General features: G+C 72.3%; 11 protein-coding genes. 7 read left to right on the plus strand and 4 right to left on the minus strand.

Going from position 1 to position 16,045, the window contains the following annotated elements; translation table 11 throughout:
- Positions 1 to 195: 195 nt before the first annotated feature.
- Positions 196 to 1,593 carry a cation:dicarboxylate symporter family transporter gene (locus IF23_RS0106090; protein WP_030280627.1) on the minus strand — a complete coding sequence of 466 codons (1,398 nt, stop codon included), beginning with the start codon at positions 1,591 to 1,593 and terminating at the stop codon, positions 196 to 198.
- Between the two features lie 212 nt (positions 1,594 to 1,805).
- Between IF23_RS0106090 and IF23_RS0106095 the strand changes: the two genes are divergently transcribed.
- The 4 genes from IF23_RS0106095 to IF23_RS0106110 all read left to right on the plus strand — a co-directional run bounded on the left by IF23_RS0106095 (position 1,806) and on the right by IF23_RS0106110 (position 7,783).
- On the plus strand, positions 1,806 to 3,431 hold the full coding sequence (locus IF23_RS0106095; protein ID WP_107126885.1) for a sensor histidine kinase: 1,626 nt from the start codon (positions 1,806 to 1,808) through the stop codon (positions 3,429 to 3,431).
- Positions 3,428 to 4,111 carry a response regulator gene (locus IF23_RS0106100; RefSeq protein WP_030280631.1) on the plus strand — a complete coding sequence of 228 codons (684 nt, stop codon included), beginning with the start codon at positions 3,428 to 3,430 and terminating at the stop codon, positions 4,109 to 4,111. Before IF23_RS0106095 ends, IF23_RS0106100 begins: the two co-directional genes overlap by 4 nt.
- Positions 4,112 to 4,430: 319 nt before the next feature.
- Complete coding sequence (locus IF23_RS0106105) at positions 4,431 to 5,174, plus strand: ABC transporter ATP-binding protein (RefSeq protein WP_051739323.1); 744 nt, start codon at positions 4,431 to 4,433, stop codon at positions 5,172 to 5,174.
- Positions 5,175 to 5,239: 65 nt separating this feature from the next.
- Positions 5,240 to 7,783 carry an ABC transporter permease gene (locus IF23_RS0106110; RefSeq protein ID WP_030280635.1) on the plus strand — a complete coding sequence of 848 codons (2,544 nt, stop codon included), beginning with the start codon at positions 5,240 to 5,242 and terminating at the stop codon, positions 7,781 to 7,783.
- 77 nt (positions 7,784 to 7,860) lie between these two features.
- Here IF23_RS0106110 and IF23_RS0106115 read toward each other — a convergent pair whose 3' ends face one another.
- Complete coding sequence (locus IF23_RS0106115; protein WP_030280637.1) at positions 7,861 to 8,886, minus strand: ATP-dependent 6-phosphofructokinase; 1,026 nt, start codon at positions 8,884 to 8,886, stop codon at positions 7,861 to 7,863.
- Positions 8,887 to 9,139: 253 nt separating this feature from the next.
- Here IF23_RS0106115 and pta point away from each other — a divergent pair, with 253 nt between their 5' ends.
- The 3 genes from pta (at position 9,140) to pyk (ending at position 13,977) form a co-directional block, all read left to right on the plus strand.
- Entirely contained in the window at positions 9,140 to 11,230 is a 2,091-nt protein-coding gene (gene pta / locus IF23_RS0106120; RefSeq protein WP_030280639.1) for a phosphate acetyltransferase, read from the plus strand.
- 38 nt (positions 11,231 to 11,268) lie between these two features.
- A complete protein-coding gene (locus tag IF23_RS0106125) occupies positions 11,269 to 12,480 on the plus strand; it encodes an acetate kinase (RefSeq protein WP_030280640.1) in 1,212 nt (403 codons plus the stop codon).
- Between the two features lie 72 nt (positions 12,481 to 12,552).
- Entirely contained in the window at positions 12,553 to 13,977 is a 1,425-nt protein-coding gene (gene pyk / locus IF23_RS0106130; protein WP_030280642.1) for a pyruvate kinase, read from the plus strand.
- Positions 13,978 to 14,053: 76 nt separating this feature from the next.
- On the opposite strand, the gene IF23_RS0106135 is transcribed toward pyk, so the two are convergent.
- Both IF23_RS0106135 and IF23_RS0106140 read right to left on the minus strand, forming a co-directional pair.
- The gene (locus IF23_RS0106135) at positions 14,054 to 15,349 is read right to left on the minus strand and encodes a hypothetical protein (protein WP_030280643.1); all 1,296 of its coding nucleotides are present in this window, start codon (positions 15,347 to 15,349) and stop codon (positions 14,054 to 14,056) included.
- Positions 15,339 to 15,893: a DUF6114 domain-containing protein gene (locus IF23_RS0106140; protein ID WP_030280644.1), complete on the minus strand. Its 555-nt coding sequence runs from the start codon at positions 15,891 to 15,893 to the stop codon at positions 15,339 to 15,341. The genes IF23_RS0106135 and IF23_RS0106140 overlap by 11 nt, the downstream gene beginning before the upstream one ends.
- Positions 15,894 to 16,045: the final 152 nt, after the last annotated feature.

The following is a 16,045-nucleotide window of genomic DNA, read 5'->3' on the forward strand; positions in this document are numbered from 1 at the left end:
CCCCCGGCCGCTGCGATCCCGTCCCCTGCATGGTGCCGCACGCCACTGACAACGGCCGTCCGACGGCCTCGGGGACCCGGCGTCCGTGCAGGTGGGGCGTGGAATGCGGACGGGGCGGGCGCCCGGAGGCACCCGCCCCGTACGGCGGTGGGAGGCGGCGTGGCCGGTTCCGGGGAACCGTCGCCCGGCGGCCGGTCAGACCCCGGCGGGCGCCTTCGCCCCGTCCGTGCGCGGGGCGTCGTCGGCCGGTGCGGGGGCGCCGTGGTCGTCGCTCAGGGTCGCCTCGTCGAACGGCAGCTGACCGGCGAGGACCTCGCCTACCCGGGCCTTGTCGATCTCCTTCGTCCAGGTGCCGATGAGGACGGTGGCGACGGCGTTGCCGGCGAAGTTGGTCAGCGCCCGCGCCTCGCTCATGAAGCGGTCGATGCCGACGATCAGGCCGACGCCGTCGACCAGTTCGGGGCGGTGCGACTGGAGGCCGCCGGCGAGGGTGGCCAGGCCCGCGCCGGTGACCCCGGCGGCGCCCTTCGAGGCGATGATCATGAAGACGAGCAGGGAGATCTGCTGGCCCAGGGCGAGCGGCTGGCCCATCGCCTCGGCGACGAAGAGCGCGGACATCGTCAGGTAGATGGCGGTGCCGTCGAGGTTGAAGCTGTAGCCGGTGGGGACGGTGATGCCGACCACGGGCTTGCTGACGCCCAGGTGCTCCATCTTGGCGATCAGCCGCGGCAGCGCCGACTCCGAGGAGGAGGTCGACAGGATCAGCAGGAACTCCCGGGCCAGGTACTTCAGCAGCAGGAAGATGTTGACCCCGGCGAAGAGCCGCAGCATCGTGCCCAGGACGACGATCACGAAGAGCAGACAGGTGACGTAGAAGCCGACCATGATGACGGCGAGGGACTTCAGCGCGTCCACGCCGGTCTCGCCGACCACCGCGGCCATGGCGCCGAAGGCACCGACCGGCGCCACCCACATGATCATCGACAGCACGCGGAAGACCAGCTTCTGCAGATGTCCGACGCCGCGCAGCACCGGCTCGCCCGCCTTGCCGAGCGACTGGAGCCCGAAGCCGACCAGCAGCGCGACCAGCAGCGTCTGGAGCACCTCGCCCTGGGTGAAGGCGGAGACCAGCGTCGTCGGGATCATGCCGAGCAGGAAGTCGGCGGTGGACTCGCCGCCGCCCGCGGTCTGCGCCTGGCCCGCGTGGCGCACCGACTCGGTCAGGTGGAGGCCCGAGCCGGGCTCCAGGATGTTGCCGACGACCAGACCGATGGCGAGGGCGACGGTGGACATCACCATGAAGTAGCCGAGGGCGAGACCGCCGACGGCGCCGACCTTGGCCGCCTTCCGGACCGACCCCACACCCAGCACGATCGTGCAGAAGATGACCGGCGAGATCATCATCTTGATGAGGTTCACGAACCCGGCGCCGAGCGGCTTCAGCTCGACGGCGACACCGGGGGCGATGAAGCCGACGGCGATGCCGAGCAGTACCGCGGCGATCACGGCGATGTAGAGGAAATGCGTCCGGTCCCGCTTCTTCGGCGCGCTCTCCTCGGTGGTACCGCCGGACGGCGGCGTCTTTGCAGCCACGGCTGCCTCCTCGCTCTACGGTTGCGCACTGATCTGCGGCTCGGGCGCAACGAGTCCCGGAGACTATGCACCTGGGCTGTGGCGTGCGTCACCCTTACGTGCATTTCGTTCATATAAAAGTGACCGGGCAGACTGTTTGCATGCACTGTGCCTTTCCGCGGACGCCGTTGCGTCTGCGACGCCCGCGCAGCCTGGCGGGGCAGCTCTTCGCGATGCAGGTCCTCCTGGTGACCGTGGTCGTCGCGGGCTGCGCCGTCTTCGCGTACGCAAGCGCCGGGCGGCAGGCGAAGGAGACCGCGCGGCGGCAGACGACCGCGGTGACGACGGCGGTCGCCGACTCGCCCGCGGTGGTCGCCGCCGTCCGCGGCGCCGATCCGACGGCGGCGCTCCAGCCGTACACCGAGCGGCTGCGGCGCGACGCGGGCGTCGACTTCGTCGTCGTGATGGCGCCGGACGGCACCCGCTGGACCCACCCGGAACCGGACGCGATCGGCCGGACCTACCTCGGGCACACCGGGCGGGCGCTGCACGGCGAGACGTTCGCGGAGACACATCTGGGGGTGCTCGGGCCGTCGGTGCGGGTGATCGCGCCGGTCCGCGACCCGGCGCACGGCGACCGCGTCGTGGCGCTGGTCAGCTCCGGCATCACCATCGCCACCATCAGCGAGCAGCTGCGCAACCAGGTGCTGGCGCTGCTCGGGGTGGCCGCGGCGGCGCTGGCGCTGGGCGGGCTCGGGACGTATGTGATCAACGCCCGGCTGCGGCGCCACACCCACGGGATGAACGCCGCCGAGCTGAGCCGGATGCACGAATACCACCAGGCGGCGCTGCACGCGGTACGGGAGGGGCTGCTGATGCTGGACGGAGGGCGGCGGGTGTCGCTGATCAACGACGGCGCCCGGGAACTCCTCGGCGTGACCGGTGTGGCGGTGGGCCGCCCGGTGGCGGAGCTGGGGCTGCCCGCACCGCTGGCGACCGCGCTGACCGCGCCCGGTCCGCTCCGCGACGCGCTGCATCTGACGGACGAACGGGTGCTGGTGGTCAACTCCGCGCCGGTCTCCGGCGGGGAGCACCGCGGCAGCGTCATCACCCTGCGCGACCACACCGAACTCCAGGCGCTCTCCGGCGAGTTGGACTCGGTACGCGGGTTCGCCGAGGCGCTGCGGTCGCAGGCGCACGAGGCCGCCAACCGGCTGCACACGGTGGTGTCGCTGATCGAACTGGGCCGCGCCGACGAGGCGGTGGAGTTCGCCACCGCCGAACTGGAGCTGGCGCAGGCGCTGACCGACCAGGTCGTCGGCGCGGTCGCCGAACCGGTCCTCGCCGCACTGCTCCTGGGCAAGGCGGCGCAGGCCAACGAGCACGGCGCGGAGCTGGTGCTGACCGCCGACAGCCGGATCGACGACGGACTGCTCCCGCCCGACCTGCCCGCCCGCGATCTGGTGACGGTGCTCGGCAACCTCATCGACAACGCCCTGGACGCCGCGGCGCCGGACGCCACCTCGGGCGCCGCCCCGCCCGGCGCCCCCGACGGCCCGGCGGACCCGCCGAAGGTCACCGTCACCGCCCGCTCCGACGGCGGCGAACTGCTGCTGCGCGTGGCGGACAACGGGCCCGGCGTGCCCGAGGAGAGCGCCGCGGAGATCTTCCGCCGCGGCTGGAGCAGCAAGCCGCCGACGGCGGGCGCGCCCGGACGTGGCCGGGGGCTGGGCCTGGCCCTCGTCCAACAGGCGGTCCGGCGCAACGGCGGCACCGTCGCCCTCGACCGCGCACCGGACGGCGGCGCGCGCTTCACGGTCCGGCTGCCGCTGCGGACCACGGACGGAGACACCCCATGACGACCACCCCCGACATCAGGGTCCTCGTCGTCGAGGACGACCCGGTGGCCGCCGCCGCCCACACGCTGTACGTGGAGCGGGTCCCGGGTTTCACGGTCTCCGGCACCGTGCACTCGGGCGCGGACGCCCGCCGCCATCTCGACCACCACGCCGTCGATCTGCTGCTGCTCGACCTCTATCTCCCGGACGGGCACGGGCTCCAGCTGATGCGGACGCTGCGCGGCGCCGGGCACGGGGCGGACGTCATCGCGGTCACCTCGGCGCGCGATCTGACGATGGTGCGCGAGGGCGTGTCGCAGGGCGTGGTGCAGTACCTGCTCAAGCCGTTCACCTTCGCCACGCTCCGCGACCGGCTCCAGCGCTACGCCGCGTTCCGCTGCACCGCGGGCGAGGCCAGCGGGCAGGACGAGGTGGACCGCGCCATCGCCGCGCTGCGCAACCCGCGCCCGGCGGCGCTGCCCAAGGGTCTGACCTCGGCGACGCTGCGCGCGGTCACCGACGCCCTGCGCGCCGCCCCCGCCGGGCTCTCCGCCACCGAGGCGGGCACCGGCGTCGGCATCTCCCGGATCACCGCCCGCCGCTATCTGGAGTACCTGGTGGACACCGGTCGGGCGGCCCGCGCCCCGCAGTACGGTCAGGTGGGGCGGCCGGAGCTGCGGTACCGCTGGTCGGAGCGGTAGCGGCAGAACGCGGGGACGCCGGGACACGGCCGCTGCCCGCAGATCCTGCCCTTCGGGGCAGCCAGGCCCCAACTCCCGTACCCCATCGGGCACTTGGGGCATCCGCCACCTGACCGGCGTCGCTCCGCGGACGGACCGGGTGTCCCCCTTGAGAGGGACCCGCGGGTCGCGCGTGGGACTTCCGGCCGGTGCCGCTTTCGGTCCTCCCGGGCGACGCCCCGGGCGGGGTCCGCGGCCGAGGATGGGAGCACATTGCCCCGTCCCGTCCCCAGGAGTTCCCGTGTCGTACGCGGCCGCCGCCCCCGCCCCCACACCCACGATGTCCGGTGTCGCCGCCCGCGCGGTGGGCCTCGACAAGGTCTACGGCGAGGGCGAGACGAGGGTGGTGGCGCTGGACCAGGTCTCCGTCGACTTCGCCGCCGGGCAGTTCACCGCGATCATGGGCCCGTCCGGCTCCGGCAAGTCGACGCTGATGCACTGCATGGCGGGGCTCGACACCATCTCGTCCGGCTCGGTCCGCATCGGGGACGTGGAGTTGGCCTCGCTCGGCGAGAAGAAGCTGACCCGGCTGCGCCGCGACAAGATCGGCTTCATCTTCCAGGCGTTCAACCTGCTGCCGACGCTGACCGCCGCCGAGAACATCACCCTCCCGCTGGACATCGCGGGCCGTAAGCCCGACCCGGCGTGGATGAACGCGGTCATCGAGACGGTGGGCCTCTCCGGGCGCCTCACCCACCGCCCCAGCCAGCTCTCCGGCGGACAGCAGCAGCGGGTGGCGGTGGCCCGGGCACTGGTCGCCCGGCCCGAGATCATCTTCGCGGACGAGCCGACCGGCAACCTCGACTCCCGCTCCGGCGCCGAAGTCCTGGGCTTCCTGCGGGAGTCGGTACGCGCCATGGGCCAGACCGTCGTGATGGTCACCCACGACCCGGTCGCCGCGGGCTACGCCGACCGCGTCGTCTTCCTCGCCGACGGCCGCATCGTCGAGGAACTGCACCGGCCCACCGCGGACTCGGTGCTGGACCGGATGCGGCGCTTCGACGGCCGCGGCCGCACCCAGTGACCCCGGCACCGCGCCGCACCGCCCCGCCCTCCCATCCGCGCCCCAGGCACCAGGACTGACTTCCCATGCTGCGAACAGCCGTGCGCAACCTCTTCGCGCACAAAGCCCGGCTGATGATGACCGTGCTCGCGGTCCTCCTCGGCGTCGCCTTCGTCTCCGGCACCCTCGTCTTCAGCGACACCGTCGGCGACGCCCTCAAGAACGCCTCCGCCAAGAACCTCGACGACGTCGCCGTCTCCGTCTCCGCCGAGCAGGAGCCCCCGAAGCCCGACGGCCGACGGGTCACCGCCCTCACCGACCGGACCGTCGACGCGGTCCGCGCGGTGCCCGGCGTGCGCACCGTACGCGCCGACGTCACCGGTGACGCGGTCCTCGCCGCCAAGGACGGCAAGCCGGTCGGCGACGCCTGGCAGAACCGCGCCGTCAACTACCAGCCGGGCCCGGACGGCAAGGACAGCCGCTACCCGCTGGTCGCGGGCCGCGGCCCGGCCACCGCGGGCGAGGTGGCGCTGGCCGAGGCCACCGCCCGCAAGGCCGGCTACCGCATCGGCGACACCGTACGGTTCGCCACCGACGGCCCGGTACTGGCGAAGAAGCTGGTCGGGCTGGTCTCCACCGACGACCCGAAGGTGACCGCGGGCGGTTCGCTGACGCTGCTCGACACCGCCACCGCCCAGCGCCTCTACCTCCACCCCGGCCAGTACGACGAGTTGGTGGTGTCCTCGAAGCCCGGCACCGACGAGGCGGCGCTGACCCGCGAGATCCGCGCGGCCGTACCGGAGAAGGCGGCGAACGTCACCAGCGGCACCGCGCTCGCCGAGGAGCAGAGCCGGATGCTCACCGACCAGAACACCGCGCTGACCTCGACGCTGCTGACCTTCGCCGGGATCGCGCTCTTCGTCGGCGTCTTCATCATCGCCAACACCTTCACCATGCTGATCTCCCAGCGCCGCCGTGAGATCGCCCTGCTCCGCGCGGTCGGCGCCGCCCGCCGCCAGGTGGTGCGCTCGGTGCTCGTCGAGGCGACGCTGCTGGGCGTGGTCGCCTCCGCCGTCGGCATGGGCCTGGGGATCGGCCTCGCGCTGGGGATCCGCTCGGTGCTCAACGCCAACGACGCCGGGCTGCCGGACGGGCCGCTCGTCATCAGCCCGCTCACCTACCTCGTCTCCCTGGCCACCGGCACCGTCGTGACGGTCCTCGCCGCCTGGCTGCCGTCCCGCCGGGCCGCGAAGATCGCGCCGGTGGAGGCGCTGAGCACGGTCGACACCCAGCCCGCGCCGCGCAGCCTGGTGCTCCGCAACATCTTCGGCGCCCTCATCGCGGGCCTCGGCGTGGCCGTGATGTGCTACGTCTCGACGCTGGAGTCCAGCGACGACCTGCCGCTCGCGATGCTCGGCTCCGCCCTCACCATGACCGGCGTGATCGTGCTGGCGCCGCTCCTGTCCCGCCCGCTGGTCCGCCTCACCGGCGCGGTCACCGGCCGCCTCTTCGGCACGGTCGGCAAGCTGGCCCGGGAGAACGCGCTCCGCAACCCGCGCCGGACCGCCGCGACCGGCTCCGCGCTGATGATCGGCCTCACCCTGATCACCGGTATGGCCGTCGTCGGCAACTCCGCGGAGTCCGCCATCGACCGGATGACCGCGACCCAGCTGACGGCCGAGTACCAGGTCAGCACCTCCACCTTCTCCGGTCTCGACCCGAAGCTGGCCGCGAAGGCGGCGCAGATCCCCGACGTGACCGCGGTGGCCCCGATGCGTCACTCCAGCTTCCTCCTGGGCGACGAGGGCGTGGTGCTCAACGGCACCGACCCCCGCACGATCGCCCAGGTCACGGCGCTCAAGGTGGTCCAGGGTTCGGTCGGCACGGTGCGCGGCGAGGGCATCGCGCTGTCGCGGACCACCGCCGAGAAGGCGGGGCTGCGCGCCGGACAGCGCATCACCGTCGAGCTCCCCGACCAGAAGAAGCACCGGCTGACGGTCGCCGCGGTCTACGAGGACAACGACATCGCCGGTGACGCCTTCTCCGACCTGCCGCTGGTCTCCTACGGCCCGGACGAGGCCCCCAAGGACGACGCCCTGCTGGTCAAGACCGCGCACGGCGCCTCCGATGCGACCGCCGCGAAGCTGCGGGCCGCCTTCGGCGACAACCCGCTGGTGAAGGTGGAAAACCACGAGGAGCTGCGCCAGGAGACCGCCGGACCGATCGGGATGATGGTCAACATGGTCTACGGCCTGCTGGGGATGGCCGTCGTCATCGCGGTGGTCGGCGTGATCAACACCCTGGCGATGTCGGTCTTCGAGCGGACCCGGGAGATCGGGATGCTGCGCGCGATCGGGCTGGCGCGCGCCGGTATCAAGCAGATGGTCCGGCTGGAGTCGGTCGTCATCTCGCTCTTCGGCGCGATCCTCGGCATCGGCGTGGGCCTCTTCCTCGCCTGGGCCGGCGGCTCACTGCTCGCCTCGTCCTGGCGGCTCTACGAGACGCTGCTGCCGTGGGGACGGCTGTCGCTCTTCGTGGCGATCGCGCTGGCCGTGGGCCTGCTGGCCGCCATCTGGCCGGCCCGCCGCGCGGCGAAGCTCAACATGCTGGAGGCCATCGGCGCCCACTGACGGGCGGTACGGCAACGGCGGCGCGCCTTCCCGGTCCGGGGCGGCGCGCCGCCGTCGTACCTCGGCGATTTCGCAGGTCAGAAGACCGACTCGGCCTCCCGCATCCGGTCGGCGGGGACCCGCTTCAGCTCGGTGACGGCATCGGCGAGCGGCACCATCGTCACGTCCGTACCGCGCAGCGCCGTCATCCTCCCGAACTCCCCGCGGTGCGCCGCCTCGACGGCGTGCCAGCCGAAGCGGGTGGCGAGGACCCGGTCGTACGCGGTGGGGGTGCCGCCGCGCTGGACGTGGCCGAGGATGACCGGGCGCGCCTCCTTGCCCAGGCGCCGCTCCAGCTCGACGGCGAGGGCGTTGCCGATGCCGGAGAAGCGCTCGTGGCCGTACTGGTCGATGGCGCCCTTCTTGTAGTCCATCGTGCCGGGCGCGGGGTGGGCGCCCTCGGCGACGCAGATCACGGCGAACTTCTTGCCGCGCGAGAAGCGCTCCTCGACCATCCGGACCAGGTCGCCGACGTCGAACTCGCGCTCCGGCAGGCAGATGCCGTGGGCGCCACCGGCCATCCCGGACTCCAGCGCGATCCATCCGGCGTGGCGCCCCATGACCTCGACGACCATCACCCGCTGATGCGATTCGGCAGTGGTCTTGAGGCGGTCGATGGCCTCGGTGGCGACGCCGACGGCGGTGTCGAAGCCGAAGGTGCGGTCGGTGGAGGAGATGTCGTTGTCGATCGTCTTGGGGACGCCGACGACCGGCAGTCCGGCGTCCGACAGCATCCGGGCGGCGGTCAGGGTGCCCTCGCCGCCGATCGGGATGAGGACGTCGATGCCGTGCTCGCGGGAGAAGTCCTTGGCGTTCTCGCACGCCTCGCGCAGCCGGGCGCGCTCCAGGCGGGCGGAGCCGAGGATGGTGCCGCCGCGGGCCAGGATGCCGCTGACGGCGTCCAGGTCGAGCTTGCGGTAGCGCCCGTCGAGCAGTCCCTTGAAGCCGTCCTCGAAGCCGATGACCTCGTCGTCGTGGCCGGTCAGGGCGCGGTGGACGACGGACCTGATCACAGCGTTCAGCCCGGGGCAGTCGCCGCCGGCGGTGAGGACTCCGATACGCATCGTGCTGTGTCTCCTGTGCTCGCTGTCCGACGTGTGAGCCGGTCCGATTCTTCCACGGGGCGCCCGGTCCCGCCCTCACCCGCCCGGCGCCCCGCCCCTCTCCCGGGCCCGCCGCCTCAGGGAAACTGGGACGCGCGGCCTATCCAGCGCCGCGGGTATTGTCAAGGTGGCGAGCCCGCCATAACGGCTGTTTCCGACCCTACTCTGACTGCCCCGGCTGATCTGCACGACAACGGATGGACGGAGAGCACGCGTGACACGCAGCGTGTACGTGACCGGTACCGACCGCGGCGACGGCCGTCAGGTCGTCGAGCTGGGAGTGATGGAGCTCCTGACCCGCCACGTCGACCGGGTGGGCGTCTTCCGCCCGCTGGTCCACGACGGACCGGACCGCCTCTTCGACCTGCTGCGCGCCCGCTACCGCCTCGGCCAGCCCGCCGGGTCCGCCTTCGGCCTCGGCTACGACGAGGCCGCCGACCTCCAGGCCGAGCACGGCACCGACGAACTGGTCTCCCGGCTGGTCGAGCGCTTCCACGCGGTGGCCCGCGACTACGAGTACGTGCTGGTCCTCGGCTCGGACTACGCCGCCACCAACCTCCCCGACGACCTGGGCCTCAACGCCCGCCTCGCCAACGAGTTCGGCGCCGCGGTCCTCCCCGTCGTCGGCGGTCAGGGGCTGGAGGCGGAGGCGGTCCGCGCGGAGGCCCGCAACGCCTACCGCGCCTATGCCGCGCTCGGCTGCGACGTCGTCGCCCTCGTCGTCAACCGCGTCGCTCCGGAGCTGCAGAAGGCCGTCGTCGAGCGGCTGGCGGCGCGGCTGCCGGTGCCGTGCTACGCGCTGCCGGAGGACGGTGCGCTCTCCGCGCCGACCGTCGGGCAGCTGGTGCACAGCCTGGGCGCGGAGGTGCTGCTGGGCGACGACTCCGGGCTGGCGCGCGACGCCCGGGACTTCGTCTTCGGCGGGGCGATGCTGCCGACGTTCCTCAAGGCGCTGACGCCGGGCTGTCTGGTGGTGACGCCCGGGGACCGCGCCGACCTCGTCATCGGCTCGCTCGCCGCCCACAGCGCGGGCGCCCCGCCGATCGCCGGGGTGCTGCTCACCCTGGACGAGCGGCCCGGCCCGGACATCATGGCGCTGGCGGACCGGCTGGCGCCGGGCACCCCGGTCATCTCGGTGCCCGGCGGTTCCTTCCCGACGGCCGCGGAGCTGTTCGCCGTCGAGGGCAAGCTCAACGCCGCGGCGCCGCGCAAGGCGGAGACCGCGCTCGGCCTGTTCGAACGGCATGTGGACACCGTCGAGCTGACGAATCGTATCTCCGTGGCCCGCTCCGGCCGGGTCACGCCGATGATGTTCGAACACGAGCTGATCGAGCGCTCCCGCTCCGGGCGGCGCCGGGTGGTGCTGCCCGAGGGCGGCGAGGAGCGGGTGCTGCGCGCCGCCGATGTGCTGCTGCGCCGTGACGTCTGTGCGCTGACGCTGCTCGGCGAGGAGGAGACGATCCGCAAGCGCGCCGCCGACCTCGCCATCGACCTGGCGGACGCCCAGATCATCGACCCGCACACCTCCCCGCTGCGCGAGCGCTTCGCCGAGCGGTACGCGGAGCTGCGCGCCCACAAGGGCGTCGGCTACGAGCTGGCGTACGACGTGGTCGCCGACGTCTCGTACTTCGGCACGCTGATGGTGCAGGAGGGGCTGGCCGACGGCATGGTCTCCGGCGCGGTGCACTCCACGGCGGCGACCATCCGCCCCGCCTTCGAGATCATCAAGACCAAGCCGGACGCGCAGATCGTCTCGTCCGTCTTCTTCATGTGTCTGGCCGACCGGGTCCTGGTCTACGGCGACTGCGCGGTCAACCCGGATCCGGACGCCGAGCAGCTCGCCGACATCGCCATCCAGTCGGCGGCCACCGCCGCGCAGTTCGGGGTGGAGCCGCGGATCGCGATGCTGTCGTACTCCACCGGCACCTCCGGCTCCGGCGCCGACGTCGACAAGGTCCGCCGCGCCACCGAACTGGTCCGCAAGCTCCGGCCGGATCTGCTGGTGGAGGGCCCGATCCAGTACGACGCGGCGGTCGACGCCTCCGTGGCGCGCACCAAGCTGCCCGAATCCGAGGTCGCCGGACGCGCCACGGTGCTGATCTTCCCGGACCTCAACACCGGCAACAACACCTACAAGGCGGTGCAGCGCTCCGCGGGCGCGATCGCCGTCGGACCGGTCCTCCAGGGGCTGCGCAAGCCGGTCAACGACCTCTCGCGCGGTGCGCTGGTGCAGGACATCGTCAACACCGTCGCCATCACCGCGATCCAGGCGCAGGGCGCCCCGCCCGGCGCCGGAGCCGTCTGATCCGCTCCCGCCCGTCCGCCACCACCGGAAAGCGCTCCATGACTGCCGAACCCACCCGCGTCCTCGTCCTCAACTCCGGCTCCTCGTCGGTGAAGTACCAGCTGCTCGACATGGTGGAGAACCGGCGGCTGGCCGTCGGTCTCGTCGAGCGGATCGGCGAGGAGACCTCGCGGCTGGTGCACACACCGCTGGCCACCGGCGGCGAGCGGCGGGTGCACGAGGGACCGATGGCCGACCACGACGCGGCGCTCAAGGCGGTCGCCGCGGAGCTGGCCGCCGACGGACTGGGCCTCGACTCCCCGCGGCTGGCCGCGATCGGGCACCGCGTCGTCCACGGCGGTCTGCGGTTCACCGAGCCGACCGTCATCGACGAGGCGGTCCTGGCGGAGATCGAGCGGCTGGTGCCGGTCGCGCCGCTGCACAACCCGGCGAACCTCACCGGCATCCGCACCGCCCGGGCGCTCCGCCCGGACCTGCCGCAGATAGCCGTCTTCGACACCGCGTTCCACACCACGATGCCGGAGCACGCGGCCCGCTACGCCATCGACGTGGCCACCGCCGACGCCCACCGCATCCGCCGCTACGGCTTCCACGGCACCTCGCACGCCTATGTCTCGCGCCGCACCGCCCGGCTGCTGGGCAAGGATCCGTCCGAGGTCAACGTCATCGTGCTGCACCTGGGCAACGGCGCCTCCGCGTCGGCGGTGGCGGGCGGCCGGTGCGTGGACACCTCGATGGGGCTGACGCCGCTGGAGGGCCTGGTGATGGGCACCCGCTCCGGCGACATCGACCCGGCGGTGACATTCCATCTCAAGCGGGTCGCCGGGATGTCCGCCGACGAGATCGACGAGCTGCTCAACAAGAAGAGCGGGCTGGTCGGGCTCTGCGGCGACAACGACATGCGGGAGATCCGCCGCCGTATCGACGAGGGCGACGAGGCGGCGGCGCTCGCCTTCGACATCTACATCCACCGGCTGAAGAAGTACCTCGGCGCCTACACCGCGGTGCTCGGCCGGGTCGACGCGGTGGCGTTCACCGCGGGCGTCGGCGAGAACGCCGCCCCGGTGCGCGCCGCGGCGATGGCCGGTCTGGAGGGGCTGGGCATGGCCGTGGACGCCGACCGCAACGCCGTACGGTCCGACGCACCGCGGCTGATCTCGCCCGACGGCTCCCCCGTCGCGGTCGCCGTGGTCCCCACAGATGAGGAGCTGGAGATCGCCCAGCAGACATACGCGCTGGTCACGGCCTGATGCACACCCCGGCTCCGCGCCCGCCTTCGGGGGAATATTCCGCTCCGAAACAAAACCGATAGGATTCAGCCCATGCGCCGTTCCAAAATCGTCTGCACCCTGGGCCCCGCCGTCGACTCCTACGACCAGCTGAAGACGCTGATCGAGGCCGGTATGAACGTGGCCCGCTTCAACATGAGCCACGGAACCCACTCGGAGCACGAGGAGCGGTACCACCGCGTCCGCAAGGCGTCCGAGGAGACCGGCCGCGCGGTGGGCGTGCTGGCCGACCTCCAGGGTCCGAAGATCCGCCTGGAGACGTTCGCCGACGGCCCCGTGGAGCTGGTGCGCGGCGACGAGTTCGTCATCACCACCGAGGACGTCGCCGGTGACAAGACCATCTGCGGCACGACGTACAAGGGCCTGCCCGGCGACGTCTCCAAGGGCGACCCGGTCCTCATCAACGACGGCAACGTCGCGCTCCAGGTCGTCGACGTCGACGGTCCGCGGGTGCGCACCATCGTCATCGAGGGCGGCGTCATCTCCGACCACAAGGGCATCAACCTGCCCGGCGCGGCGGTCAACGTCCCCGCGCTGTCGGAGAAGGACATCGACGACCTGAAGTTCGCGCTGGCGATGGGGTGCGACATGGTCGCGCTCTCCTTCGTCCGCGACGCCAAGGACGTCCAGGACGTGCACCGGGTGATGGACGAGGTCGGGCGCCGCGTCCCGGTGATCGCCAAGGTCGAGAAGCCGCAGGCGGTCGCCAACATGCAGGAGGTCGTGATGGCCTTCGACGCGGTGATGGTGGCCCGCGGTGACCTCGCGGTGGAGTACCCGCTGGAGAAGGTCCCGATGGTGCAGAAGCGCCTGGTGGAGATGTGCCGGCGGAACGCCAAGCCGGTGATCGTGGCGACCCAGATGATGGAGTCGATGATCACCAACTCCCGGCCGACCCGCGCCGAGGCGTCCGATGTCGCCAACGCGATCCTGGACGGCGCGGACGCGGTCATGCTCTCCGCGGAGTCGTCGGTCGGCGCGTACCCGATCGAGACCGTCAAGACGATGTCGAAGATCGTCGAGGCGGCCGAGGAGGAGCTGCTGTCGAAGGGGCTCCAGCCGCTGGTCCCGGGCAAGAAGCCGCGGACGCAGGGCGGCGCGGTGGCCCGCGCGGCGTGCGAGATGGCGGACTTCCTCAACGGCAAGGCGCTGGTGGCGTTCACCAAGTCCGGTGACACCGCCCGCCGCCTGTCCCGCTACCGCGCGGCCCAGCCGATCCTGGCCTTCACCACCGACGCGGCCACCCGCAACCAGCTCGCGCTGAGCTGGGGCGTGGAGACGTTCGTGGTGCGGCACGTCGACAACACCGACGCGATGGTCGACCTGGTCGACGCGGAGCTGCTCAAGCTCCAGCGGTACAACGAGGGCGACACCATGATCATCACCGCCGGTTCGCCCCCCGGCATCCCCGGCACCACCAACATGGTGCGCGTCCACCGGCTGGGCGGCGAGAGCTGATCCGGCTCCGGTGACACACAGCGGCGGTGGCCGCCCCCGTACGGAAGGGGCGGCCACCGCCGTTTTTCCTGTCGTCTCAGCTGTTCTCGATGGTCTCGTGGAGCCCGGGGACGTGCAGGGTGCCGCCGAACTGCCCCGCCTGGGCGAGCTTCACCTTGGTGAAGTACGCGAACGGGATGTTGATGGGCGGCGGGTGCTCCGGGTCGAAGACGATCGGGATCAGCCCGAAGAGGTTGCCCTGGAGCCGCTCGGTGTAGAGCGTGACCTGTCCGTCGCGGATGGTCGACGTGGAGCCCGGCGTGGACCTGACGTGGTACTTCAGGCCCTTCGGCCCGTCCACGATCTGGTGCAGATCGCCGATGTCTATGCCACCGGCGGTGAACTTCAGCGCCTGCTTGGTCCGCCCGCTGGGCGTCCGGAGGTTGACCACGCCCTTGTAGTCGAGGTCCTTCAGCGTCAGCGAGGTGGCTTCCAGGTGCCAGGGGTCCTCCGGCACGGCGGCCGGGGGCTGCTCGTCCGTACCGTCCGACTTCTTCTCGACGACGCACGGGAACGGCTTCTTCCCGTCCGCGTCCGGCGCACCGGGGTCGGCCGTCGCACCGGCCGTGGGCCCGGTGGTGTCGTCCTTCCCGTCGGTGGCCCGGTCCGCCGGGTCCTGCGCGGTACCGGCGGTCGGCTTCCCCGCGTCCTTCGCCGGAGCGGTGGTCTTCGGGGCGGACGGCTTCGCCGGGTCCGCCGTCTTCGAGGGCTCGGGGGTCGCGGACGGGCCCGGTGACGCGGCGTCCTCGCCGCTCTCCGCGCCGGTGTCCTTCCCGGGGTGGAAGGCGTCCTCGATCTTCTTGCCCCAGCCCAGCGGGTCGTACCAGGGGTTCCCTTCGTCGTCCGTGGGGGACGGCGACGGGGTGGTGGACGGGGACGGCGCGGAGCCGCCCTTGCCGCCGGACGCGGAGCCGGACGGCGACGGCGAGGCGTCGGACGACGGCGTGCCCGGCCCGGGCGCCTTCTCCTTCTCCCCCGCCTCGGCGTTCTTCCCGGCCTCGGCGTCCTCGGCCGCCTGCTTGTCCTTGGCGGCCTTCTCGTCCGCGGCCTTCTTCTTCGCGGCCTTCTCCTTGGCCTGCGCCGCCTGCTCCTGCTGGTCCGGAGCGGTGACGCACGGGCCGTCCTTGAAGGGGCTCTTGGGCGCCGGTTTCGCCATCGCCAACTGGGGCGTGAACCCCATGCCCATGAGCACGGCGGACGGCATCGCGGCGATGGCTATCGCCTTGCCCGCGGGCACATGGAACCGCGTGAGCAGCGGCTTCTTCGGTGCCGCGTGCCTCGGTCCGGATCTCGCCCCGGCGGCTGCGTTCTCGTGCAGCTCGTCACCCGGCACGGTGCCTCCCGTTCGTTCCGTTGGTCGGGCTCGTTCCTGACAGGTCGTCCAGTCCGTCGCCCGATCCCGGAGCCGCCCCGGCCACCGCCGGTTGCCCGCCGACCGCCGCCGCGGTCCGTGCGCCCTGCGGTCCGTCGCCCTCCGCCGCCCGGCCCGGCGCCCAGGAGACGCCGAGCGCCCCGCCGAAGAGTCCCAGCAGGAAGCCGACGAGGAAGGCACCGAAGTTCGAGACGACCAGGGAGACGAGGGAGAGCAGGATGGCCGCCACCCCCGCGAAGACCCGCGAGGCCGGCTGGAACCACAGGGTCAGACCGAGGACGACCAGCAGTACGCCGATGATCAGGGATCCGGCACCGGCGGTGGTCGCCATGCGCACGGTCAGCGAGCCGATGGTGAGGTTGGCGTAGGGGAAGTACATGATCGGCAGACCGGCCAGCAGCGTCAGGAGACCGGCCCAGAACGGGCGTTGCCCGCGCCACTGCCGGAACACGAGACGCTTCCGTCCGAGGTTCTCGTTCAGTCGTGGTCGCGTATCGGCGCTCATGCCATACCTTCGCTTCGCTCGGCCCCGCATCCACGCGGCGCGCACGGTGGTTCTGGGCTGGACTACGTGACTGCTGACGCCATCGCGGACAGGCGCGGGGTCACCACGGCGCGGCCGACCGGCCCCGCCCCCCGCGCCCGTACGCTCAGCGC

It is taken from the genome of Streptomyces catenulae (assembly GCF_000718015.1).
Taxonomy (GTDB): Bacteria; Actinomycetota; Actinomycetes; order Streptomycetales; family Streptomycetaceae; genus Streptomyces; species Streptomyces catenulae.